The 25,984-nt window shown below is 38.5% G+C and carries 18 protein-coding genes and 1 pseudogene; 1 reads left to right on the plus strand and 18 read right to left on the minus strand.

All coding sequences use genetic code 11. The annotated features are described in order from the left end of the window. Nucleotides 1–154: 154 nt before the first annotated feature. The 14 genes and pseudogenes from L1999_RS29915 to L1999_RS24445 form a co-directional block, all read right to left on the minus strand. Nucleotides 155–463: an aldo/keto reductase gene (locus tag L1999_RS29915; protein ID WP_430540054.1), complete on the minus strand. Its 309-nt coding sequence runs from the start codon at nucleotides 461–463 to the stop codon at nucleotides 155–157. After that, a complete protein-coding gene (locus tag L1999_RS24385; RefSeq protein WP_235740885.1) occupies nucleotides 364–1,125 on the minus strand; it encodes an aldo/keto reductase in 762 nt (253 codons plus the stop codon). The genes L1999_RS29915 and L1999_RS24385 overlap by 100 nt, the downstream gene beginning before the upstream one ends. Before the next feature lie 86 nt (nucleotides 1,126–1,211). Beyond that, nucleotides 1,212–2,720 (minus strand): annotated as a pseudogene (locus L1999_RS24390) (alpha-N-arabinofuranosidase). A 100-nt stretch (nucleotides 2,721–2,820) separates the two neighbouring features. Then, nucleotides 2,821–4,233 (minus strand): family 43 glycosylhydrolase, encoded by a 1,413-nt coding sequence (locus L1999_RS24395; RefSeq protein ID WP_235740886.1) that lies wholly within the window; start codon nucleotides 4,231–4,233, stop codon nucleotides 2,821–2,823. A 133-nt stretch (nucleotides 4,234–4,366) separates the two neighbouring features. After that, nucleotides 4,367–5,296, minus strand: coding sequence for a carbohydrate ABC transporter permease (locus L1999_RS24400; protein ID WP_430539988.1), 930 nt, complete (start codon nucleotides 5,294–5,296; stop codon nucleotides 4,367–4,369). A gap of 11 nt (nucleotides 5,297–5,307) precedes the next feature. Further along, nucleotides 5,308–6,288 carry an ABC transporter permease gene (locus tag L1999_RS24405; protein ID WP_235740887.1) on the minus strand — a complete coding sequence of 327 codons (981 nt, stop codon included), beginning with the start codon at nucleotides 6,286–6,288 and terminating at the stop codon, nucleotides 5,308–5,310. Between the two features lie 190 nt (nucleotides 6,289–6,478). Beyond that, nucleotides 6,479–8,155 (minus strand): ABC transporter substrate-binding protein, encoded by a 1,677-nt coding sequence (locus tag L1999_RS24410; protein ID WP_235740888.1) that lies wholly within the window; start codon nucleotides 8,153–8,155, stop codon nucleotides 6,479–6,481. A gap of 106 nt (nucleotides 8,156–8,261) precedes the next feature. Further along, nucleotides 8,262–10,034: a sensor histidine kinase gene (locus L1999_RS24415; protein WP_235740889.1), complete on the minus strand. Its 1,773-nt coding sequence runs from the start codon at nucleotides 10,032–10,034 to the stop codon at nucleotides 8,262–8,264. Nucleotides 10,035–10,039: 5 nt separating this feature from the next. Continuing rightward, nucleotides 10,040–11,626 carry a response regulator transcription factor gene (locus tag L1999_RS24420; RefSeq protein ID WP_235740890.1) on the minus strand — a complete coding sequence of 529 codons (1,587 nt, stop codon included), beginning with the start codon at nucleotides 11,624–11,626 and terminating at the stop codon, nucleotides 10,040–10,042. A gap of 395 nt (nucleotides 11,627–12,021) precedes the next feature. Beyond that, the gene (locus tag L1999_RS24425) at nucleotides 12,022–13,173 is read right to left on the minus strand and encodes a family 8 glycosyl hydrolase (protein ID WP_235740891.1); all 1,152 of its coding nucleotides are present in this window, start codon (nucleotides 13,171–13,173) and stop codon (nucleotides 12,022–12,024) included. A gap of 28 nt (nucleotides 13,174–13,201) precedes the next feature. Further along, on the minus strand, nucleotides 13,202–14,701 hold the full coding sequence (gene xylB / locus L1999_RS24430; protein ID WP_235740892.1) for a xylulokinase: 1,500 nt from the start codon (nucleotides 14,699–14,701) through the stop codon (nucleotides 13,202–13,204). An 86-nt stretch (nucleotides 14,702–14,787) separates the two neighbouring features. Continuing rightward, the gene (xylA, locus tag L1999_RS24435) at nucleotides 14,788–16,122 is read right to left on the minus strand and encodes a xylose isomerase (RefSeq protein ID WP_235740893.1); all 1,335 of its coding nucleotides are present in this window, start codon (nucleotides 16,120–16,122) and stop codon (nucleotides 14,788–14,790) included. 227 nt (nucleotides 16,123–16,349) lie between these two features. After that, nucleotides 16,350–16,988 carry a YesL family protein gene (locus tag L1999_RS24440; RefSeq protein ID WP_235740894.1) on the minus strand — a complete coding sequence of 213 codons (639 nt, stop codon included), beginning with the start codon at nucleotides 16,986–16,988 and terminating at the stop codon, nucleotides 16,350–16,352. 106 nt (nucleotides 16,989–17,094) lie between these two features. Then, nucleotides 17,095–19,245, minus strand: a complete 2,151-nt coding sequence (locus L1999_RS24445; RefSeq protein ID WP_235740895.1) for a glycoside hydrolase family 52 protein — start codon at nucleotides 19,243–19,245, stop codon at nucleotides 17,095–17,097. A gap of 222 nt (nucleotides 19,246–19,467) precedes the next feature. Here L1999_RS24445 and L1999_RS24450 point away from each other — a divergent pair, with 222 nt between their 5' ends. Beyond that, nucleotides 19,468–20,628, plus strand: coding sequence for an ROK family transcriptional regulator (locus L1999_RS24450; protein WP_235740896.1), 1,161 nt, complete (start codon nucleotides 19,468–19,470; stop codon nucleotides 20,626–20,628). A gap of 72 nt (nucleotides 20,629–20,700) precedes the next feature. On the opposite strand, the gene mgrA is transcribed toward L1999_RS24450, so the two are convergent. From mgrA to L1999_RS24470, 4 genes are read right to left on the minus strand one after another with little or no spacing between them, the layout of a single operon-like run. Continuing rightward, entirely contained in the window at nucleotides 20,701–21,693 is a 993-nt protein-coding gene (mgrA, locus tag L1999_RS24455; RefSeq protein ID WP_235740897.1) for an L-glyceraldehyde 3-phosphate reductase, read from the minus strand. Between the two features lie 25 nt (nucleotides 21,694–21,718). Then, entirely contained in the window at nucleotides 21,719–22,993 is a 1,275-nt protein-coding gene (locus tag L1999_RS24460; RefSeq protein ID WP_345790864.1) for a sugar efflux transporter, read from the minus strand. 31 nt (nucleotides 22,994–23,024) lie between these two features. Continuing rightward, on the minus strand, nucleotides 23,025–24,464 hold the full coding sequence (locus L1999_RS24465) for a glycoside hydrolase family 1 protein (RefSeq protein WP_235740899.1): 1,440 nt from the start codon (nucleotides 24,462–24,464) through the stop codon (nucleotides 23,025–23,027). A 23-nt stretch (nucleotides 24,465–24,487) separates the two neighbouring features. Continuing rightward, entirely contained in the window at nucleotides 24,488–25,924 is a 1,437-nt protein-coding gene (locus tag L1999_RS24470; RefSeq protein WP_235740900.1) for a glycoside hydrolase family 1 protein, read from the minus strand. Nucleotides 25,925–25,984 lie beyond the last annotated feature (60 nt).

Genomic DNA, 25,984 nt, shown 5'->3' on the forward strand with positions numbered 1-25,984 from the left:
CTTTCATCCATCTCCTATTAACATAATTTCATCTATATTCGGTGAGACTCCTCCTGCCCGTCATATGGACAGGCAGGAATTAATTATTAATCCGTTGTAAATGAAGTGTAAATTTCTTGGGTAATACAGACTTTTTAGATGGGTTAAACAAAGATTATGCCTGATAAAAATTACGAATCCACCTATAATCTTGCAGCTTCTTAACCGATTCTTGAGAAAGCCCTTTTCCGTCCCCAACCTTACAGTTTTTTTCGACATTTTTGATGGTACGCATGCCGGGTATAACGGTAGAAACCGCTGGATGGCTTAAAATGTATCTTAAAGCAGTTTCAGCCATATCCTCAATAGAAATGTTAAGATCTGTTACGATTTCTTGTATCTGGTTGTAGACTTCAAGTTTTCTTTCCCCTCTAAAATAGTGGTTTCTAAAATCTCCCTCATCGAACTTACTTTCAGGAGTAATTTTGCCGGTAGCCCCCCTTCATCCAAAGGTACACGGGCAATAACACCGACATTATGTTTTTCACAAGCAGGGAAAAGCTTATCCTCCGGTCTTTGTTCAAAAATATTGTAGATGACCTGAACGGTATCAACTAAGCCTGTCTCAATCAGCTTGATGGCATTTTCCGGCTGGTGATCATTAATGGAAACACCAAAATATTTAATTTTTCCCTGCTCTTTCAGTTTTTTAATGGCTTCAAGCCAGTCCCCCTGATTTACCCATTCGTCAGACCAAACGTGAAACTGTTGGACATCGATCGTATCGACACCAAGATTGCGCAAGCTCTCTTCCGTGCAGGAAATAATATGATCTGCCGGGAAGGCTTCTTCTGCCGGAATACCAGCCGGAGCAGGCCATTTTAAATTTTTCGGAGGAATCTTGGTTGATACATAAATCGTTTCTGGACGTTCTCTTACTACTTGTCCAACCAAGCGCTCACTGTGGCCATTACCATACCCTAGGGCCGTATCAATAAAATTCAGGCCAAGATCAATTGCTTTGTTGAGTGCCTTAATGGATTCTTCATCGTTTGCTCCCTGCCATCCGGTATTCCCTATACCCCAGGCGCCATATCCTATCTCGGAAACTTTTAAATCTGTTTTTCCTAGTAATCGGTAATTCATTAGTATTCCTCCAGTTATTACTATCATTTTTACGCTGCCATAAACTCCATTTTCCAATGAACTGTAATATGGATTTGGATTCGAAACTATTTACGTTTTGCTAACCGGATTACATTCCAAGATAATTTTGGCAACACTGCTGAAACCAAACCATTTTTAATCACGGCATTACCATTTGAATGAGGAGCAACCGGTGTTCCCTTAGCCGAATTGGTTATTTTTAAGTCTTCGTTTTCAAGCACGATATGCTCCACAACCTCATATCCTTCAAAATTACGAATATCGCACTCTAGTTCCAAGCCTTCCTTTAAATGGCGGTTTACCGAAAAAATGGTTAACTGTTCATTTTCTTCATTATATACAGCGGTTGATTCTAAATAAGGTACATCCGTAAAATCCTTGCTATCATATTTTGGACTTGAAATAATCGGATTCAAGGAAATGCCGCGCCCAAATACCGATGCGTGCATATATGGATAGAAGATGGTCTGCTTCCAGGCTGGTCCATTTTCTTCCGTCATAATAGGTGCAATTACATTTATCAACTGGGCAAGACAAGCAATTTTTATGCGGTCAGCATGCTTTAATAACGTGATCAGCATACATCCAACCAATAGGGCATCCTCAAAATTATAATGATCTTCCAGCTGCGGAGGTGCAATGCTCCAAGGTTCAATTTTCTTATCGGCATCATTACTGTGATACCAAACATTCCATTCATCAAAAGAAAGATTGATATTCTTCTTTCCTCGTTTTTTCGCTTTAATATAATCGGCTATGGATATGACTGAACGGATAAAGTCATCCATTTCGAGTGTCATAGCCAAATAGTTTGAGATGTCATTATCACGATTACCGTAATATTGGTGAAGCGAAATAAATTCAACATGATCATAGGTATGATCCAAAACAGTTGCTTCCCAATCTGCAAAGGTCGGCATGCCTCTGCCTGAGCTTCCGCAGGCAACTAGTTCAATGGCTGGGTCAACCCACTTCATGACCTTGGCTGCTTCAGCAGCAAGTCTCCCATATTCTTCAGCACTTTTATGGCCGATTTGCCAAGGACCATCCATTTCATTTCCCAAGCACCATGTTTTAATTTTGTGCGGCACTTTAAACCCGTGTGAAATCCGTAAGTCACTATAATAAGAACCGCCCGGATGGTTGCAATATTCTACCAGGTTTCTCGCAGCATCAATCCCGCGTGTTCCTAAGTTAACGGCCATGTTTACATCGGCATTTACCAGCTTTGCCCATTTCATGAGCTCATTTGTACCAATTTCATTGGTTTCAGTGGTGCGCTAGGCTAAATCAAGCCTGCGTGGGCGATTTGCAACTGGTCCTACGCCATCCTCCCAGTTGTAACCAGAAACAAAGTTACCACCTGGATAACGAATGATAGGAACCTGAAGCTCTTTTACCATCTCCATCACATCTTGACGGAAACCATTTTCATCTGCCTGCGGATGACCGGGCTGATAAATCCCGCCATAGACTGCACGTCCTAGATGTTCGATAAACGAACCGTAGATACGATTATCAATCTCAGAAACTTTAAAATCCTTTTCAAGAATCATTTTTGCCTTTTGTCCCATATTTTCCATCCTCTCATTAGTAAGTTAGTTTAAACTTTATCGAATTCAGTATTTATTCCTTTTTTATTCCAATTTTTAAGGAGGTTACTCATAAGTATATTTATTCCAGAGTAAAAGAAGCGAGACTTGCATTACCGATCCCCTTATAAGTAAAATACAATGCCTGTATACCGTCCGGAATGGTAATATCAGCGGCATATTCTGTCCAAATGTTTGTAAAATCAACCGGTATTTCTCCGAGGGCCAGCCCGTCCCAGGCTGTTTTGACTTCAAAACTCCCTTTGGCATACCCACGCACCTTGATTTTGACTTTTCGAATACCGTCGCATTGGAAATATTTAAAACCGGCTGTTGCAGTATCCCTCATATTCGCAATGTATGCGTTTTCTTCATCTCCATCCTTACCATCCTGCGTAATCCTCGGAAATCGTCCGTCCATCCATGCCCCGAGAGAACCCGAATACAATTCCTCATCCTTACAGAATAGATTGCATGCCACATAAGCTGGATACTCCCCGCGTCCTACTAGTGGTCCTCCATTGGGTCCGCAGGATGTCATCTCTACTTGGGGTATTGTGCCGTCGTCTCTAAACTCGATCGGTTCAACACAGCCTTGCCTGCTGTAAACGGTTCCGTTGGTATGCCTGTGATAAAAGATGTACCATTTCCCATCAATTTCAACAATGCTGCCGTGATTATTGTGACCATAGTACATAGGCTTGTCCGCTGGTTTGTAAGTATCGATATGAAGATCGGCATTGCTTACGATGACTCCCTGGTAGACAAAGCCTTCTGTCGGACGCTTGCTAGTCGCATAACAAAGCTCATGCATGACGATAGAGGAGTAGATCAAATAATATGTATCGCCTTTTTTCCTTATGGACGGCGCTTCAAAGAACTCATGTCCTTCGTACCCGCTGCCCTTGCTGTAGGGCTCACTTGGTGCAATAAAAACGGGTTCTTCCATAATGGTAAGCATATCCGGACCAAGTACCGTCGCTATGGCACCCTTTCTTGATTTGTCACCTGCTGCACAAAATCCAGTGTACAAATAGGTTTTCTCACCTTCGGTTAGGACCCCTGGGTCGAATTGAGACTGGTCGCCTTCTCTTTCCCCCAAGCGTGTTCCATCTGGATAATGCACATAACCGTAAAATTCGTAACGTCCTGCCGGCGAATCACAGACAGCTACCGACACAATGGGAACTTTGTCAAGCACATAATAGAGATAATATCGACCATCTGGACCCACCGTGACATCCGGTGCATAAAGACACATTCTTCCATCAGGATTGAGTGGATCATCTGTTTTTTTGTAAATGACGCCTTCATACCGCCAATCACCTAAATTATCGATCGGTGCAGACCAGCACGCATAATCGTTTACGCAAAAGACATGCCCATTAAAACGATCATGAGAGCCATAAACATACACTCGATCATTAAAAACATATGGTTCTGCATCAGGAATATATTCCCATGATGGAAGATACGGATTGAATCCTTGCTTCATTGTCTTTCCACTCCTTGTATCCTAATAAAAAGTTTGCTTATACCACATCGTTTTTTTTACAAAATACTCTCTAATTCATTCAACGCTAGATGTTCAATAAAAAAGGGACATATTGTCCCATTTTTTTTAAGAATCATCCCTTAACTCCACCCAAAGTTAAGCCTTTTACAAAATATTTTTGCAGGAATGGGTACACCATAATAATTGGTAAACTTGCAATTATCGTCATGGTTGCCCTTATGGAAGTAGGAGTTACTGTGTTTGCAGCTGAATTACTGCTAGCAAATGCATCTGCCGCAGTCTTGCCTGACATAGAAGCATTTGAATTCTGTAAAATTTTCATAAGCTCATATTGTAAGGTACTTAGTTCAGGAGTGGAAGAATTGTACAAGAAAACATCAAACCAAGAATTCCATTGACCAACAGCAACAAACAATGAAACCGTTGCTAATACAGGAAGTGATAATGGTAAGACAATTTTTATAAAGGTAGTAAAATCTCCTGCTCCATCGATTTTTGCTGATTCAAATAAACTCTCCGGGATGCCTTCAATGAAAGAACGAATAACAATGAGATTAAATACGCCGATAATTCCAGGGATAATATATACCCAAAAACTATCCAATAAATTAAGTTCTTTGATAAGCAAGTAATTTGGAATTAGTCCGCCACTAAAATACATGGTTAGAACAAAAGCAATTGTCACAAACTTTTTAAAGACAAAATCCTTTCGACTAATCGTATAAGCTACCATTGCTGTGCCAAGTACGGATGTCAATGTTCCGATCAGTGTTCTTAGAACTGAAATCATAAATGAATGGAAAATACTAGATTCACCAAATACATATTTATAATTTGACCAGGTAAATTCCCTCGGCCAAAGGTAAATACCTCCCTTTATGGAATCATTCGCATCATTCAAGGAAACAGCCAACTGATTAATAAAAGGATATAACATCACGACACATAGGAAAAACATAAAGGTATAGTTAAAAATATCAAAAATATAGTCGCCTGCACCTGTATGGCTCCTGGTTGCTTTGAAAAGTTGTTTCTTTCCCATAAAATCCCCTCCTAGAAAAGCCTTGGCTGGTCAAACTTTTTGGCAATACTATTTGCTGCAAATAAGAAGATGAAACTCACGACTGTCTTAAAGATCCCCGCTGCAGTGGCAAGTGAAAAGTTACCTAGAGAAATACCGTACTTTAACACATAAATATCAAGGTTTTCTGAGTAATCGAGGTTTAATGGATTCCCCAGTAAATATTGGGCTTCAAAACCAGATTCTAAAATATAGCCCAAATTCATAATCAGCAAAATGATGATCGTTGGTTTTAAAGATGGGAGCGTGATATATTTGATTCGCTGCAATCTAGTGGCACCGTCAATATCTGCCGCCTCATATTGCTCTGGGTCAATCATCGTGATAGCCGCCAAATAGATAATGGTGTTCCAGCCTACGTTTTTCCATACATCAGAAGCACCAAGGATTCCCCAAAACCATTTCTCTTTGCCTAGCCATAGAATGGGTTTATCAACAATCCCTAATTTCAGTAAGACAATATTTACAATCCCGTTATCGAGTGAAAGTGCATAGGAAACAATACTAGCAGCAACAACCCATGAAATAAAATGTGGCATATAGCTAATGGTTTGGACAACTTTTTTAAACTTTAAAGCTTTTATTTCGTTTAAAAGTAGTGCTAATCCAATAGCTGTAACAAAACCCAATACCAGGTTAATGGTGCTCATCCCTAAAGTATTACGAAGCACGCGGTAAAAGTTCGGGTCAGCAAACAAAAATTTAAAATGTTCAAATCCTATCCACTCTTGATCGAACAAACCTTTTGCGGGTTTAAAGTCCTGAAAGGCAATGGACCAGCCCCATAATGGAATATATTTAAAAACAAATAGCCAAATTAAAAAGGGAAAACTCATTGCAATGAGTGCTTTTTGTGACATTGCCTTTTTCAAAAATGTTTTTTTAGTTTTTTTCGATTGAACCGATACGGAAGAATCCACAACAGTCTTTGTTGTTTCAGTCTGAACCTGCATTTTTTACCCCTCCTCTTAAAAAGCAAATACATACAAAACTCAATCATCATAAGCCACACCTTAGATACTCATTCTCTCTCTAACCAAGATGAGGCTTATAATCTCGAAGATAAAACATTGTAAAAAAACAGGAAGCCGATAAGCCAATTTGGCAATATCGGCCTCAGTTACGCAAGTTAGTTATGTTAAATTACTTAGAGTTGGACTTAGACATTTCAATCAGCTTTTTAACTTCCGTGGTCATTTTCTTTTCATATGGTTTTACATCGAGAGCATTGTACTGTTTTACATACTCATTCCAAACAGAATCAAATTTAGAAGGAGAGGCTAAAACTAACTTAGGGAAATATTTCTTTTCCAAATCAGTTTGTCGTTGCGTGAAGATTTGCTCCTTAGAACCTTCTTCTAACTGTACACCCCATGCAGGATACCAAGGACGGTCATCTGGCTTAGCAAATAAATCAGAGAAAACTTTAACTCCATATGCATCAAGCAATTTCTTGTCGCCCTCATCATAGGACAATTGCGCTACTTCAACTTGTCTTCTAGGTTCATATGCATTTCCGTCAGAGAATAGTCCATTTCCGCGAGGCCAGCCCCACTCATAAATCTTAGAACCGAAATCTTCTCTAAACTTATCATCAGCAGTTTTGTTGATTTGTTCTTGGGTACGAACGAAACGGCCTTTATCATTCACATCATATGTTTGTCCTTTAATTCCCCACAAAATCAGCTTTTGATTTTCTTCTTTAAGCATATTGTCCATATATTTTATAATTCTTACTGGATCCTTTGCACTTACTGTGATACCTATACCGCGGTTGCTTACAAAGTTAGGCGGATCCAAATATTGATCTTTTGTATCTTTGTCAAATACAATTGGCAAAGCCATATAACGCTTATCGTCTACACCGGCATTTTTCAGGTTCGTTTCTGCCTGTCCAATTTGCCATCCGTAATCAAAGAATCCAAGTACACGGCCTGAAGTTAATTTAGCAAGATATTCATCATAGTTGGCAACAAACGATTCTTTATCAAATAAACCTTTGTTGTTAATTTCATTCAATTTCTTGAAATAACGCTTAGTATCTTCATTATTACCGTAAACTTTTGCTTCATGAGTTTTCATATCAACCTGAACGCCGCCATCATTTGGATACCCGGCCAAGTGATTTGGTGCATTTGATAAAGCGAAGAATCTCCAATCATAAGTTAAAGCTGTAAATCCAATTGTTGATTTACCATCTACTTTCGGATGATTCTTTTGATACTGTTCAATTAAGTTGAAATATTCATCAAGTGTTTTAATTTTCGGATAGCCTGCATCTTTTAAGACAGCACGCTGAATCCAGAATGCGCCTTGGTCAATATTCGGATTTGGCAGATATCCTTGATAAGCTTCCATAGGAAGGAAATAAATCTTTCCATCTTTATCTTTCATTTTATTCATGTATGGGCCATACACTCTTTTAATATTCGGAGCATACTTATCGATCAAATCAGAAAGATCAATAAATGCACCTGCATCTAAAATTTTAGGTAATGCTGCATCTGGAACTAAAAGATCAGGATATTTACCGCTTGCAATCATGGTCCCAATTTTTGTGTTAATATCACCAACAGCGTATTCTACTTTAAAGTTAACACCAGTTTGTTTTTCTAACTCTTTCCCGATAACGGTTTCATTCGTATTTCTGTCCTTACCTGCCTGAGCGGCATTATAATACGAGAATGTTACCGGTTTCGAATTTTCCTTACCTCCGGATTCGCTTGGCTTTCCGCTGGCACTTTGATCTTTTGAGCAGCCGACTGCCGCGAGTATCAGCATAACTAAGGTGAGTACTGCTACAATTTTTTTCCTTATCATTTTCTAACCCCCCTATTTATTTGGTACATCCTTATTATATTTTGAAAGGGTTTACATCGACCATTTAAAAACTAAAGGTGTTACTTAGAAAAGTATAGATGGTTTTCTAAAAATTTAGTTTTTTTGAAATTCCTCTAGTTTGATTCGGAATCTTTATGATAATAACCGTTCCTTCCCCTTCTCTACTATCCAGCTGGAAGTGAAATTGGTCCTGATAATAAAGTTTCAATCGATAATACACATTTTTGATTCCAACGCTTTTTCCCATATCATTTTCATTCTCGAGTTCCTTAATTAATTGTTGCGTTTTAGATTCCGACATCCCCACACCATTATCCATGACTTTACAGACTAACAGATCATCTTCAATAGAAATATGAACCTCAATTTTGCCATTTTCCTTCAACGGCTCAATTCCATGAATACTGGCATTTTCGATAAATGGCTGCAGTGCCATGTTGGGTATAATACATTCATCCGCATCGTGATCGATATGAATCTCATAATCCAGCTTATCTCCAAAGCGGTATTTTTGAATTTCCAAAAAACTGATAATAAGGTTTATTTCTTCTCGTACCGTTACCATATCTTTCCCCCATGTCAGGGAATTGCGAAAGATTTTCGCCATATTATGAATAATCTTAGCTGTCTCGATCTCCTCCTTCATTAAACTTCTCATGCGAATGGTTTCGAGAGCATTGAATAAAAAGTGCGGATTAATTTGGCTTTGGAGAGCGCTCAGCTGCGCACGATTCCGTTTAATCTCCATCTCTTGCTTTTGGATATTAGCCATAAATACGTCTTGAATTAGTTCCTCAATTTTCCTGATCATTCGATTAAACTCACTCGTTAAGGTACCAATTTCATCCGTGTATTCTGGATCAGGAATCTTTTCAAAATTCTGATCGCCCATTTTTTTTACATGCCTAAATATGCGCTGTAACCTTCTTAAAAAGGATCTATTAATTAGAATAATGATAATCGAAGGAATGATTATATTGATAAAAGCCAAATAGAGAATAAAACGTCCTGACTTGTTTACTGTATTAAGCATCTTTTTTTCAGAGACAGTCCCAACGAGTTTCCAGTTTAGAAGATAGGATTGGTCCAAGTAGGTCGAATCTAGGATATCTGCCTTCTTTTTATTCGATATCTGACGAAATGGAATAACCTTTTTTCTCCATCCTAGATCTTTTTTTGTTGAATATTCAATTTCCCCCTTTTCATTTAGAAGGTACACATCTCCTTTAAAGGTGACATTATTGAATATATTTTCAATGGTTGCGGGATTGATTTCGATTTTTACAATCTTTTGTTTATTATTAAAGTTAAAATAATCGAGTTTCCTTATAATACTAAACGTGGATGTTTGGTCATCTACTGATGATCGTAATACGATAGGAGAGGTAATACTGCTTCCCATTATTTGTCGATACCAATTTGACTTTTTGATTTCTTCCGTTAATGGATAAACTCCGCCTGAATAAATAATCGTTGGGTTATCCGTATAAAAACGGATAGAATTGATCGAAGGATTAATTGGACTTGATTGGTTAAATGTTCGTAAATAAGTGTTATAATCATCAACATAATCAGCATCTGAAAGATATTCTTTCTCTAGAAATAAGTTGATATTGGTATTCGTATAGAGAGAGGAAGATATCCCAACGGCATCGTCGATAATCTTCCCAAAATCATGACTAATTTGGTTCAATGCCAACTCCGAGTCATGCATTTGCTGCTGTTTTACATTGTTAATCGTAACGGTGTAAAAAATAATATTGGTTAAAACAATCGGAATTAGGACTGAAAAAATATACATAATTAATAGTTTTTTACTTAAACGTACATTATGAAAACTAAATTTCTTTTTTTTCATGTTGATCACACTTTTCTTTTCTCCAAGAGTTTATTCCGATATTCAGACGGAGTTAACTTTTCAAACTTCCCAAACATCGTTACAAAATAGTCCGTATTATTAAAACCTACCCTTTCCGCAATTTCATATATCTTCAGTTCCGATTGCCTTAACAGTTTTTTCGCTTCATTAATTCTTACCTGCAATAAATAATCTTTAAAATAAATCCCATAGGTTTTCTTAAATAGTTGTCCCAAATAGACAGGATTCATATAAAACTTTGCTGCGATGGATTTCAAACTTATATTCTCTGTATAGTGTGAGTCTACGAATTGTTTAATTTTATGAGCCTCACCATCTGAAGATTGTTTGCGAAGGATCGTGATCATTTCTTTACTTTCTAACACAAATTCGAGAAATTGTTTCCTAAGTTGTTGTAACGTTAAATTATAGTTTTGCAGCTGAAGCATCGTCCGGAATTTTTTTAAATTCGATACTTCCCCTTCCATGTTTTTAATAATTTTTAAAATCGCGTGTACAAATCGATTGATAGATGCTTTCACTGCTACATGAGCCATTTTTTTCGAGACAAACTGAAGGAAAATTTTATCTATAGTCTCCATAATGGCCATGGTCGTATTTTCTTCGATTTGCTCCATTAATAGATGATAGTAGGAATCCTCGAGCTCTGTATAGGTAATTGATTGATTGTTTTCTATATCCTTTGAAAGAATAATATTTTTATCTTCATACACATACTTATACTCGCGTGCATTTTTGGCTGCTTCAAACGAATTTTTTAACAAATGTAATTCAGAAACAGCAGGTCCAATATAAAAGGTGATCGCTTGAGTCATATTACTTGTAAGTAGTCCGTTAATCCAGCTCACAAAATGACTGATTTGCATTTGGAAGTGATGCAGATAGGTGGACGGAATTAACAATCCATAGCTTCCTTGTTCTAACTCTTGAATAAATACCCCCAGATGTGGATCACATATATCGCGCATAATGTTAGTTATTTTTTCTTCCACTTGATAATCAGGGGCCGCTTCACTTAGAGATTCGGGAAGTCCGTTTACCTCTAAAATCAGATAATAATATTCAGCTGAACTGCTTAACGACAGTTCTCTTGAGAAAGCGTCTGCATCCTCCTCATTCACTTTTCCATAAATCAGATTTTCAAGTAAAACAGCTTTCTTTATTTCGATGTTCCGTTCAACAACGAGCTTTTGTTCTGTTATCGTATTGGAAAGCGATTGCAAGGTTTCCTCGATTTCCTCCTGATCAATCGGCTTTAGGATAAAATCATGAACACCGTAACGTACCGCTTGTTGGGCGTATTTAAAATCACTGTGACCCGAGATAATAATAAATTTAGGAGGATCGCCCTCTTTTTGCATAACATGTTTAATTAACTCTAATCCATCTAAGACCGGCATTCGGATATCGGTTATGACGAGTTCGGGATTTACTTCATCAATAAGTGCTAACGCATCTTCACCATTTGCTGCTTCTCCTGCAACCCTAAATCCACATGCTTCCCAATCTATTAAACTTCTTAATCCTTTCCGGAAAAAATTTTCATCATCAACTAAAATCACTTTATGCATGTCTATTCAACTCCAATTAGATGATATTAGCGATTCGACGCTTTAAAGTTCTGAACATTAAGCGCTTACATAATAAAAAGACATATCTCACCTGACATTTTTACTAGTGTTCTATTGTTATTGCTGCTGAAAGACTAATAAATAAAAAACAAATTAATTTCCCAATCAGAACTTATTTATTCTCATTTTATCACGGAACATAGTTTAGCGGTTAAACTATCTGAAAATTTTTTGAAATCTCTCTTATTTTAATGTGCTTTCCAAACGACAAAGTCCCTCAAGTTCAATACTTGAGGGGCTTCGTTTGATGTCCTCTAAATTTTTAGTCCTATGTAAAAAAAGAATACCCTTCGCTTTAATAAATACGAAGAGCATTCTTGTAGTCTATCTTTCACTTAATAAGGCATCCAAATTTTATAATTGCCGCTTAATGCCAGCAAACTGAAAAAATACAAGCAGTTATCATAATACCGTCTTTCCCCAGTTCGAACAGGAGTATTCCAGAATAATTTCACCCATCTTAAACGCTCTGGACCATCGGCAGCAAGGGAAGCCATGGCATTAGTCGCAAGTAAACCGACCGGGTGGAGGGATTTTTCCTTGAATGGAACGCCCGCAATCGTATAACGACGATAATCAGACGGGTCCTTATCTGCAAAAAAGGCTTGAATCTTATTCGCATCTTCCGTTTCCCATTCATCTCCTCTAAACCACTCATAATCAAGACCGATATTCCCGGCAACACGATAAGCATCACTGAAAAAATGACCATAGCCTTTTTCATTATTTGGTGTGCCATCATAATAGGCATACTCCGGTGCTAAGCCTGTTTCAGGGTGACAGGAAATTTTCAAATACTCTCTGCTTGCTGTACTTGCTTCCTTCCAGAATGCACGGTCCTCTTCATATGCCCACAGAGCAAATAATTCATAAAAATGCGGTAAATGATAGGATGGATCTGAGAACTCACAATTAGGGATAAATTTAATTAGCTTATTCTCCCTATTCCACATTGGGAAGCCGACTCCGTCTTCGCCCTTATGAAGGCAGGTTCGGAGTATATCTTTTGCCTGAACACTATAGTTAAAAGGCTCTGGACCATCCCCGAAACGGTGAGCAGCAAAGAATAAAGCCATCGCGAAGAACTCTTCTCCATCAGGAGCAGGACCGTAGGCATTTTTCGTACCATCAGGCTGGCATGACCAGGCAAAGTAACCTGCATTTTCTCCTTCCGTCATATACATGTACTCAAATGTCCATTTCCAAAGCCGGTCAAAAACATCCTTATTATCCATTTGTACCGCCATCATCATTCCATAGGACATACCCTCTGTCCGCACATCGAGGTTCCCGGTATCGAGCATGTAACCTAAATCATCGCCGACTGGATAATAGATTCGTGTATCATCGTTACCATTAAAGAGTTCTTCCCAATTATCCTTGATTCTTTGATTGATTTCCTCTTCTGTTTTGCCGATTTCTTTGAAGAGATTTCGATATTCCCCAGTGTAAAAAGAGCCATCTTGCTTTTTAACTAACTTTGTCATATGTCCCCTCCACCTATCGATCTACTGCTTATCTTCTAAATTCTTTTAATTGATCATTAAGCGTTTTGGTTTGTGTATAAACTTGTTGGTAAATAGCAAATAGTTTTTTATATGCTTCTACATTTCCCTCAATAGGATAATAGGTTTTTGACGTTTGAATAAACTTCTCTGCACACTCTTTCAAAGAGGTAAACCAGCCGCTGCCATAAGCCGCTAACATTGCTGCCCCCATACCTGGACCTTGTTCGCTTGTCAGTTTTTCAATTTTAGCATTAAAGATATCAGCCTGCATTTGCAGCCATGTTTCATTTTTAGCACCGCCGCCAATAGAAATGATCGAATCAATGGTCTTACCACTGTTTCTAAAAATTTCAATGGACTCATTTAATGAAAAAGTGATTCCCTCCAGAACCGCACGGGCAAAGTGCTTCCGCTCATGGCCAGCATCCATTCCAATAAAACTGCCCCGGATATTTGAATCCGCATGCGGTGTTCTTTCTCCAACGATATACGGAGTGAATAATAAGCCATCACTGCCGGCAGGTACCCCGTCAACACCTTCTAAAAATTGATCAAAGGCTTCCTCTTTTGCAAATGTATCCTTAAACCAACTTAAACTATAACCGGCAGCAAGAGTAACCCCCATCGTGTAATAAGTATTTTCCTCACCATGGTTAAAATAGTGAACTTTACCTTCAAAGTCTAGGTCGTTTCTTTCTTCATATGAAAGGACAACACCAGATGTACCAATGCTGCACAATGATTTACCTTCTGAAAGAATACCTGAACCGATTGCTCCACAAGCATTATCTGCTCCGCCCGCAAACACCTTGGTTGCTTCTGATAATCCAGTACTTTGCGCAAATTCAGCTGTAACTGTGCCTACACAAGCATGGGATTCTACCAGCGGCGGACAAAGTTCAGGAGCAATACCAAATAGATTTAAGATTTCCGGGCTCCACTCCCGTTTACTTACATTTAACATTAATGTTCCGGCTGCATCCGAATACTCCATATGAAGATTGCCGGTAATGCGGTAACGCAAATAATCTTTTGGAAGCATGAATACGCTTGCACGTTTGAATGTTTCAGGCTCCTGCTCTTTTACCCAAAGAATTTTCGGTAATGTGAAGCCTTCCAATGCCGGATTTTTTGTAATCTCAAGAAGTCTCTCTTGACCCACAGTCTCATAAATTTCCTGACACTGCTTCGTGGTTCTTGTATCATTCCAAAGAATTGAATTTCTCAAAACTTGGTTTGCCTCATCTAGTAAAACCAACCCATGCATCTGTCCTGAAAAGCTGATTCCTTCTATATCCTTTACATCGCCTTGGAATGCTTGGACCAATTCAGCCAATCCTTCAGTGGTCTTTGCCACCCATTCTTCCGGGTTTTGTTCACTATAACCTGATTTCTCGATAATTAAAGGATAAGATTTGGAAACTTCCTGGCATACATCACCATTTTGATTAACAAGGAGAATTTTGACAGCGCTTGTCCCAAGGTCAACACCAATAACGTATTTCATTTGCAGCATCCCTCTCTATAAAAATGTGCTGGACAAGTAACTTCCAGCACATTTTCCATTTTATTTTGTTAGGTTCATTGTTGTTTTTATCGAACTGTAACACCTGAAAGTGTTTCTAATAGATATTGGTTAAGGGTAGCTCTTAATACTTCTGTTCTGCCTGAAGTATTTTTGATTTCAGTTAAACCAAGAGCGTACCGTTCTAATTCACGGAAATTCGTTCTTCCTTCAACGATGTCCAGACCAATGCCTTTTGTATAGCTGCTGTAACGATCGTCAATGAAGTTTTCGAATACACGATCTTCTAGTAATTTGTTTGCAACTTTTAAGCCGATTGCAAAAGCGTCCATTCCAGCGATGTGAGCATGGAATAAATCTTCTGGATCGAAAGAGCCTCTGCGTACTTTAGCATCAAAGTTCGTACCGCCTTTTCCTAGGCCTCCATTTAGAAGAATTTCATACATTGCTAATGTTGTAGAATACAAGTCAGTCGGGAATTCATCCGTATCCCAGCCAAGTAATGTATCGCCTTGGTTTGCATCGATTGATCCAAGCATGCCATTGATACGAGCCGTACGAAGTTCATGTTCGAATGTATGGCCAGCTAATGTTGCATGGTTTGCTTCAAGGTTGAACTTGAAGTGATCAGTTAAGTCATATTTTTGTAAGAATGCTAGTCCAGTTGCTACATCAAAGTCATATTGGTGTTTTGTTGGCTCTTTTGGTTTTGGCTCTATTAAGAATGGCACGTTTAGCCCGATCTCTTTTGCATAATCTACTGCCATATGGAAGAAACGTGCTAGGTTATCTTGCTCAAGCTTCATATCTGTATTTAATAGTGTTTCATATCCTTCACGGCCGCCCCAGAATACATAGTTTTCTGCGCCTAATTCCTTCGCTACCTCTAAGCCTTTCTTAACCTTCGCAGCAGAGTAAGCGAATACATCTGCATTTGGAGCAGTTGCCGCACCATGTGTATAGCGAGGATTTGTGAACATGTTAGCCGTGTTCCAAAGAAGCTTTGTCTTGCTTGTTTTCATATATTCTTTAATCATGTTAACGATAATGTCTTGGTTTTTGTTTGATTCAGCTAATGTGCTTCCTTCTGGAGCAATATCCACATCATGGAAAGCAAAGAATGGAACATTTAATTTTTCAAAAAGTTCAAATGCTGCTTCAACGCGTGCTTTTGCTAAATCAAGTCCTGTTAAGTGGTTCCAAGGACGAATGGCAGTACCTACGCCGAATGGATCTGTTCCGTCAGCTGTGAATGTATGCCAATACGTAACAGAAAAACGTAATAATTCCTCCATAGTTTTTCCGTTGATTACTTCTTGTGGATTATAATACTTAAATGCTAAAGGATTCGATGAATCTGAACCTTCAAATTGAATGTTTTTTACATTTTCAAAATATGCCATGGGTGGATTCCTCCTAATGTTTTCCGGTTATAGACCTAGTCTTGTAAATGCTTACATGTCTTTTAATCTCGTAGTCTTTAACCTAGGTTTAATTAGAGTATAGCACCCTCCACTTCGTTTGTCTATCGGATAAACAAAGATTTATAAAATTTTTTTAAAACAAATTTTGGCAAATAAAAAAGCTGTCATATTTTTGCGTAGACAGCTTTTTTCGGAAGTACAGTTTATTAATTTTGTACACTGAGTTTTTTTTGTTTGGCTTCAATCCGATTAAAACTTTGTTTGGCTCCCGTCATCACCATGAGAGAGAACAAACTTATGCTAAAAAACGGAACAATCCCAGGAATAGAACGATACAAGATGCCTATAAGGATCGTTACAGCAATCATCAAAATAGTGATATGCATGTTAATGATTCCAATATAAAAGGAATTCTTAATATATTGAATCAGGCGTAATTCGTAATGAACATAAACAGGAAAAAGATAAAGCATCGTGATAAAAAATAAAATCGTAACAATCACAAGCGGGATGGAAAGCACGTATTGTATCGTTCCTCCAACCGTAATCAGATACTTGAAATCCAAATAGAGGAACATCCCGATCAGCCCCATTATCCATCCAAGCTGATTGGATTTGACAAACTCCTTTTTATAAGTACTTAAAAAAGTACGAAAGATCGGTACATCCGTTTCATTCATCAACCATTTTCTTAAAATGGTAAACAATGCGACAGATGCAGGGGAAATGCCGAGTAAAATAAGACCGCCCAATGAAAAGAGCACCCATAAAATATTTACATAAGCTAGTTTCATAACCCACTCACAACCCGTGTATGCCTTGCCGACTACCCAATTAAATTGCATGTTCTTTCACCTCTCGATGAGTACTATCTTTAGTATAAGACAAGTATCGCATTACTTCTATTAAAAAATAGGACTGTCCAGTTACTACCAGACAGTCTCAATTTCTTTATTCAGTCATTGCAGAAGCTGCTAACGGTGCTGATTTCTTACTTTCCTCAAGCCATAAAATACTTGTTACTCCACGCGGGTAATATTTACTTCCGGCAATTTCACCAGAAATAATTTGATCACTCCAGCTCCATACGGATAAAGTTGGATGTGTCAGCCATGCGACATGGGCAGCATCTGCCTTCGCCCCTTTTTCATCCCACTCAAGCCCAAGAATTTCACGGGCAATAAACTGGCTTAAGTAAACCTTACTTAACCAAGAATTATTACTTGTAGACGAAATCTTCCAGCCGCCATCTTCAAACAAGCAAACACCGTCAGTTAATACCGTTGTTAAGTGCTGCTTCAACACTTTTATATAGGCTCCAAAACGGCCATTAGGGTCAAGTGCTTCATTGTTATTGGTATAGTAAGGGAAAATCAATCCTTCAATCGCAGGGATAATCTTCGAATCGTTTCCTTCCTTAATGACGGCAGGAATATAACCGCCAGGTGTTATATGGCTCGCAATCGTGGATGCACATTTCTCCGCCAGATCTCCAGCCTGTTTTGACAATTCCGCTAGTCCATTCTCTTTAAAGATTTTCTCTAATGCCACATAGGATGCCCATGTCTTGCCGGCTAAATAAATATTGTTTCTTGCCTGACCTAGCGAAACATCTAAACTATCATAAGTCGTAATCTCTGCACCGCCCATTACGCGTGTGGAGTCAAGACCCATTATGCCATCCCGTTTATCTGCTTCAGGATGATCACGATTGATTATGCTTTCAAAGCAGCGGACAACTACATCTAAATTAGCCTTTAACCACTCTGCATCACCAGTTTGTTCCACATAGACGGATGCACACAAGACCCAGTTCACTAGCTGCTCATAGGTCATATGAGAGAAACAGCCGTCCAAACCATATAGCTCGTAGGAAGAATAATGCGGACGAGAAATCGTATTGGCAACCCCCATATCATGGGTAAAACTAATACCGCCAGGATATTCCGTTTCATCTCCTGGGAAACGAACTTTGTCTTCATAACTAAAACGGCTGACAAACATGTCCAACTCATTTTTGACGGTCCATGGGTTCATTTTTAATTCAAAGAAAATTTGGTCGACGGTTAGGTCAAAAGTATTCATCATCCGATATTCACCTTCATTTACTACCCAGAACGGCTCTCCATCCACATCAAGCAATTGAGTAGATCCATAATAGCTGCGGATCGAATGAATCATCATAAATCTTTGATCATCTGATAAATCCCCATCACTTACTAATTGATTGGATTCTTTTGCAACAGCTGTAAATTGATCAAAATTCTCTAACGCAAAAGCCGCTACAGATTCGATATTTGGAAAATATCTTGTATATAAGTAGGATGCATCTAAGCCAGCTGTTACATAGCCTCCGCGGTAAAAGCAGACGGCAAATTTATAAGTTCGTTTTTGCCCGGCAGGAACATCCGCCACTAGTGCACCGACAGGTCCTAAACCGAAGGCCCAGTTTTCTTCAAACGGTGTGGTTAAAATATTCTCCAAGCTGAAGTGCAGAGCTGAATTGACTTCAGGATCGTTTGTGGCAATGGCGGTTAAACGGCCTTGGCCAACACCAGCAATCCCATCACAGGTATCATCCAAACGACGCATCGAGCTGTAGGCGTCACTGCCTTGATAGCCAAAAAAGGCTCTACGGCTTTTCGGTCCCTGCGTGTTATCTATGGTAAGCTCTGCCCAAACTGCTGGTATTAATATATTTTTTAGTTCTTCTTCTGAGGCTGTAGCAGGATCTGGTACAGATTGGACTTGAGAATAAACGGTAAAGGTTAAATCGCCGGCCTTCCAAGAATCTGTTCCCAGTTGGAAGTTCCGCTCTATTTGTTCCTTTTCAAAAGGTAAAATGATGCGTGGCTTATCTGGGTTTGGATCCATATTTTCAATATCATAGCGCTTACTTTCATCATCTTCTAGTTCAAAAAATGGCAGTGCCTCATAGATTCCTTCACGTTCTGCCGATTCAACACCAACATAAACATTTTTTCGTGGTGAGCGGCCAAGCTCAAGATCGAGTCCCCCGCCATTCCCATAAAAACCAAGGGTAAAACTTGAAAAGGCTCCAATTGGTGAATGATGGGCGTTGAAAAACATATTTTTTGACATATAATTCCCCTGCTTTCTCCAAATAATAGTTATTAGTTTCAGAGATGTCCCTAACTTTACCTCACGTTTGGCTTGTAATGAGGAAGCGATTACACACCAAGTTTGTGGTCATTTCTTACCGTTTCCATTTGTATTATAGCACGCTTTTCTTTGTTTGTATATCCGATAAACTAAGTTTATGTTAAGATAAATATACAATAACGAACATGGGGAGATTTTTCATTGACAACCATTACATGGAATCAGCAGGTAGTAAAAAGAAACAATAAATCTTTGGTGCTTCAAATGATTATAGAGAAAGAACCGATCTCACGTGCTGACATTGCTCAGGTAACCGGTTTAAATAAGGGCACCGTTTCTTCTATGGTGAATGAATTATTAAATGAAGAGCTTATTTATGAATCAGGTCCAGGTGAATCAAGCGGCGGCCGGCGGCCGGTCCTTCTCCACTTTAATAAAACGGCAGGATATGCCATTGGGATTGATGTTGGTGTTAATTATATCCTAAGTGTTTTAACAGATTTAAAGGGCAATATCATCATTGAAAAAAACCAACTAATTCAAGATTCTAGTTTTTCAGTTGTGAAAGAGATTGTTAAAACAGGTATCCACACCATTCTTACTGAAATGCCTCCAAGCAAATATGGCGTAGTTGGTGTGGGTTTGGGGGTTGCTGGTATTGTGGATAAAGAAGGTATGGTTTTATTGGCACCCAACCTTGGCTGGAAAAACGTATCCTTAAAATCAGAAATTGAGAAAGTTTTTAAACTTCCAGTTATCATTGAAAACGAAGCCAATGCTGGCGCCTATGGAGAAAAACAATTTGGTGCAGGCCAGCATCACGAAAATATCATCTATATTAGTGCAGGAATTGGAATTGGAGTTGGAATCATCCTGAATAGCGAGTTGTATCAAGGGAATAATGGTTATTCCGGAGAATTCGGACATATGATTATTGAAGTAAATGGACGCCCCTGCAGTTGTGGAAGCAGCGGATGCTGGGAGATGTATGCTTCCGAACATACCCTGTTACAAATGACGAACCAACAGGACGCAACGCTTGAATCATTAATCCAACGAGCGAAAGAAAATGACAAGACTACCCTTGAACTTTTTGAAGAAATTGGTCGCTATCTGGGGTACGGTATTAATAACATTATTAATAGCTTTAATCCACAGCAGGTCATCATCGGTAATCGATTAGCCAAAGCAAGGCAGTGGCTCGAAACACCAATAAAAAGAACGATTGAAAATCATTCTTTGTCCTTTCATCAAAATGAAATGGAAGTACTTTTCTCGTCACTTTCGATTTATTCTTCGGCATTAGGTGTGGCTGCCTTTGTAATTGAAAACTTTATTAAGGATATTGTCATCACTCAATAGTCTCGCAGGATTGCTTATGACTAAAAAAAGGGTGTCCCATTTTTATTTCAGGACACCCTTTTTCTCTGTGAATTAACTTTTTAGAATATCCTCAATCCTTACTATCTCTTGATTAGAAAATTCAAGATTATTGACTACAGCCACATTTTCTTCAATTTGACTCACTTTACTTGCTCCAATTAGAACGGAGGTTACCCTTCCTTCCCGTAAAACCCAAGCAAGGGCCATTTGTGAAAGTGTTTGTCCTCGTCCTTCGGCTATTTCATTTAATCTCCGAACACGCTCTACAACTTCAGGTGTTATTTGTCCCTCATTCAGGAACTGAGACGAACCTGCAGCCCTGGAATCATCAGGAATACCTGTAAGGTACTTATTGGTTAACAAGCCCTGGGCAAGCGGGCTAAATGCGATCGAACCAACACCATTTTCCTGTAAAACATCTTGTAAACCGTCTTCAATCCATTTGTTAAACATGGAGTAGCTTGGCTGATGGATTAATAATGGTGTACCCAATTGCTTTAAGATTTTAATAGCTTCAGTTGTTTGCTCAGCACTGTAATTCGAGATTCCCACATAAAGCGCTTTTCCTTGACGTACAATCGAATCTAGTGCTGCCATCGTTTCCTCTAACGGTGTATTAGGATCCGGGCGGTGGGAGTAAAAAATATCGACATAGTCCAGACCGAGACGTTTTAAACTCTGATCTAAACTTGATACTAAATATTTCCTGGAGGCCCACTCTCCATATGGTCCCGGCCACATATAGTAGCCTGCTTTAGTAGAAATAATCATCTCGTCACGGTAGGGAGCAAAGTCTGTTTTTAGAATTCTGCCAAACATTTCTTCCGCTGAACCTGCTGGAGGTCCATAATTGTTTGCCAAATCAAAATGAGTAATACCAAGGTCAAACGCCTTTCTTACCATTGTGCGTCCATTTTCGTAAGTATCGACACCACCAAAGTTATGCCATAAACCTAATGAGACTGCTGACAGTAATAATCCCGAATGTCCACATCGATTATATTTCATAGATTTATAGCGATTTTCAGCTGCTTCATAAACCATTATCCTTCTCCCCCATTCATATTATTTACAAGCTTTGCATTTTCCTTTTACAGACTTTAGCATTATTTACTTTTTCTTTACCAAAGAAAACAAGTAAAAGTAAGGCAACACCTGCAAAAATCGTATAAACGATTATTAAACTTCCATAATTTATTATTTGAGAAATAAATCCAAATAACAAATACCCAATGGTTGATCCAATTGAAGTCGTATTCATATAAAGCGTTGTAGCAGTTCCTTGTGCTTGGGGAATAAAATCCTGAAAATAGGCAATCGCAATCCCGGCTGTAATGGAAACTTGAGCAGCACTTAATACTTGAATTGGATAGACTTGCCATGGTTCTGTAACAAAGCTTAACAATAAAAAATAAGTAAATGCTATGGCAAACCCTATTTTTATCAGAATTGCATTTTCAATTTTGGTTGCTACTATCCCTACAAAGATCATCAATGGAACTTCGAACATTGGAGGGACACTAAAAATAATCCCCACATCCATCTCCGTTCCATGTAATACTTTTGTCACAAATTGAGACATGTTCAACATGTGGATTGAAGTAGCTGTTGATAATAAGAAGGCTGAAGCCAGATAGGCAAAAATATGAGGTTTCTTCACATATCTACCTATTGCTGGTGCCTTTTTTATGGATACCTGTACTCTTGGAATATCCTTTAAAAGAAAAAGGATGGTTATCAATGAAAGAAAATTGCCTGCTGCAACAGATAAGAACAATTCTTTAAAGCCAGCGGTTTGCAGCAGTCCAGACCCAAATGCTGGACCAACAGTCCAAGATAATGCAAAAAACATCCGAAAAATATTCATGACAAATGGTGTTTGTTCACTTGGAATATTTGCTTGTTTAAGAGCATCGCGAGCATATGCCCATAATTGTGGAACCGCTGCCCCCGCTGTCCCTAAAACAAAAAAGCCAGTTAACGCTAAGCCTATATAATTTCTAAGGAAGGCGAACAGCGTATACCCGATTACTCCAGCCGCAGCCGCTACAACCATTATTTTTTTTCTACTGGTGATTGTATCCGATCGTTTTGCAATATAGCTGCTGATTGTTACTCCGCCAATTGCCATAATCGTCATAAAAATTCCAAACCCAATGTTACTCATCCCTACCTCATCAATCCCAAAAAGAGAGGAAAAGGGTGCAAAAAAGGATGAAGAAAGGCCAAAAATAAAGTTTATTAAAAATAGGACTGGAAAAGAAGGTATCCGCCATACAAATAAAATTTTATCACTTAAATTGATCAAAACATTTTTTTTCATATTTTCCTTCAATCCCATCATTAGTTTACTCTAGGGTGTCTTAAAGATTAATTTATAGCTTCGCTCCATTTGATTCTATAATTTCTTTATACCAATAAAAGCTTTTCTTCTTAATCCGGCGCAAATCATGTTCCCCTTCTTCATGCTGATTCACATATACAAACCCATATCTTTTTTGGAAGCCATTTAGCCAGCTTAATAAATCAGTAAAGGACCAGACACAATAGCCAAGAACTTCTACTCCATCAGAAACAGCCCCCTGAATTGCTTTTACATGTGACTGGATAAATTCGATTCGATAATCATCATTTATCACATCATCTGCTTCTACCTTGTCATACTCACCTAAACCATTTTCACTAATCAGAACTGGAAGATCATACCGGCTTGTAATTCTGCGAAGTGCAATTCTTAGTCCATCAGGATCAATGTTCCAATCCCAGTTGGTTCTTTTCAGATTAGGATTGGTTGCCGTTTTAAATCCGCCCGGAAGCCCGGAATGCTTTGAGGTCCCTTTTTTCCCTGAAGTATTCATCTCTCCTTGGGAAACGCCCCCTTCAAATGGATTTTCTTCAAATGTATGTGTTTGATAATAATTAAGCCCCATAAAATCAGGAATGCCCTCGCTTAATAATTCCAAGTCACCCTCTTCAATGGTTGGAGCTAATCCAGTACTTTCCAAGTAAGTCCATGCTGCCTTTGGATATTTCCCCCAAGCATAGACATCCATCCACCAATGGCTGTTTAGTTCTTCCGCGTTTTCCGCAGCTAAAATGTCTTTAGGATTAGCAGTTAGTGCATAAGCTGGAGAATAAGCAAAGCTAGGCCCAATCTTTCCATCTGGGACATATTTTCGGAACTCCTTGATTACGTTCGCATTAGCTAAGTTTGCATGATGATTTACTTGATAAAATAATTTTTCATCTTTAACACCTGGTGGGTGTGCAGCCATCCGATAGCCAAGCCCCGTAAAAATATTTTGTTCATTTAAACTGACCCAGTATTTCACCCGATCACCAAAATGCTTAAATAATGTAACACTGTAATTAGTGAAATCCTCAATAATTCTTCTTGATTCCCAGCCCCCATATTCATCCTGAAGAGCCTGTGGTAAGTCCCAGTGATACAAGGTTAAAATAGGCTCAATGTTATTTTCTTTCAGTTCATTAATTAAATTATGATAAAACTCTAAGCCTTTTGGATTGATTTCTCCTTTTCCGTTTGGAAAAATTCGAGTCCATGCAACAGAAAAACGATAGGCCTTCAATCCCATTTCTTTCATTAGCTGGACATCTTCTTTGTATCGATGATAATGATCGACGGCGATGTCACCCGTTGTTCCTTTAAAGGTTTTTCCAGGGATACGAACAAACTCATCCCAGTTTGAAACCCCTTTACCATCTTCATTCCACGCGCCTTCTACTTGGTAAGCAGCTGATGCTGCTCCCCAAAGGAAATCCTTTGGAAAAGGATTTAATGTTTTAGAGATCATAAATCTTTTCCTCCTTTGATTTATTATTTATATACATCCCGATCAATTTTTAATTCTCTTTTCTTAATAAGCTCACTAAACCAATACGCAGATTTCTTCATCTTTCGATTCCGATTTTGTTCCAAATTAATTTCAACAAGACCGTATCTATTTTTAAAAGCATTCATTGGTGAAACATTATCGGTAAAAGCCCATAGCATGTAACCTACGCAATTAGATCCTTGTTCGACTGCCTTCAATAGCCATTGTAAATGCTCGCTAATAAATTCAATTCGGTAATCATCCTGAATGATTCGGTTGTCGTTTTTATAGGTAAACTCGTTTTCTACTCCCATGCCATTTTCAGCAATGAACCATTCAATATTTCCATACTCTTCTTTCATCCGCATCGCCATATCAAACATAATTTGCGGGTAAATCTCCCAGCCCCGAAAAGGATTCATTTTTCTGCCCGGAAGTTCAAACATCTCATAATAGTAAGCAGGATGAAAGGGAGTTCTCTCATTCCATGCATTGGTTCGAGCTTTTACTCGGTGAGGGAAATACAAATTTAATCCAACATAGTCCACGGTATTTTCCTTTATAATCTCTAACTCTTCTTCAGTTGATTCGAAGGCAATTTCATGCTTTTCGAGTAATTCCATTAACTCTTCAGGATATTCTCCTTTAATAGAAGGATCTAGAAAGACACGATTATAAAATAAATCATACATCCTTGCCGCTTCTTTATCATGTTCGGCGGTAGACCTAGAATAGGTAACTTCAGGATTTAAAATGATGCCAATCTTTGCACCATATTTTTCCTTATATCCTTTCTTCTTGAACAAACGAACCACCTTCGCCGTTGCCAGTGCTTTATTATAGTTCCATTGCATCCACTTTTTTGTGTTTTGCTCAAATGGATAACGGATTGCATCTAAATACACTCTCGTTTGGACAACAATCGGTTCATTAAAAGTAAACCAATGTTTAACACGATCTCCGTAACGCTCAAATACCTTTTCTGCATACCGAACGAATAAGTCTACCACATTCTTAGAACCCCAGCCTCCATATTTTTCAAACAAAAAGCCTGGCAATTCATAGTGTTCTAAACAAATCATCGGTTCCACACCGTTCTCTATTTGTGCATTAATAACATGATCCATAAACTCTGCATATTCCTCGTCCACAGTGATATTTTCATAGTCGATAAGAAACCGGGACCAATTAATTGAGGTGCGATAATGGGTTAATCCTATTTCCTTCATTAATCTTGCATCTTCTTGGTATCGATTATGAAAATCAGTTGCAATAGCCGGTCCGTAACCATTATGCCAAACATGCTTATTATTCTTATACCAAAGGTCAATATAAGAATCCTGTGTTTCCTTTTTCCCAGTCCACCCTTCTGTTTGCCAAGCAGAGGCTGCTGCGCCCAGAATAAAATCGTTAGGAATTTTTATAGTCATTGATTCCATATCGTTCTCCTCCTATACATAAAATGGAGATTAGTAATATTACCAATCTCCATCTATTTA

Origin of the sequence: Neobacillus drentensis (assembly GCF_021560175.1) — a bacterium.
Lineage (GTDB): Bacteria > Bacillota > Bacilli > Bacillales > Cytobacillaceae > Neobacillus > Neobacillus drentensis_A.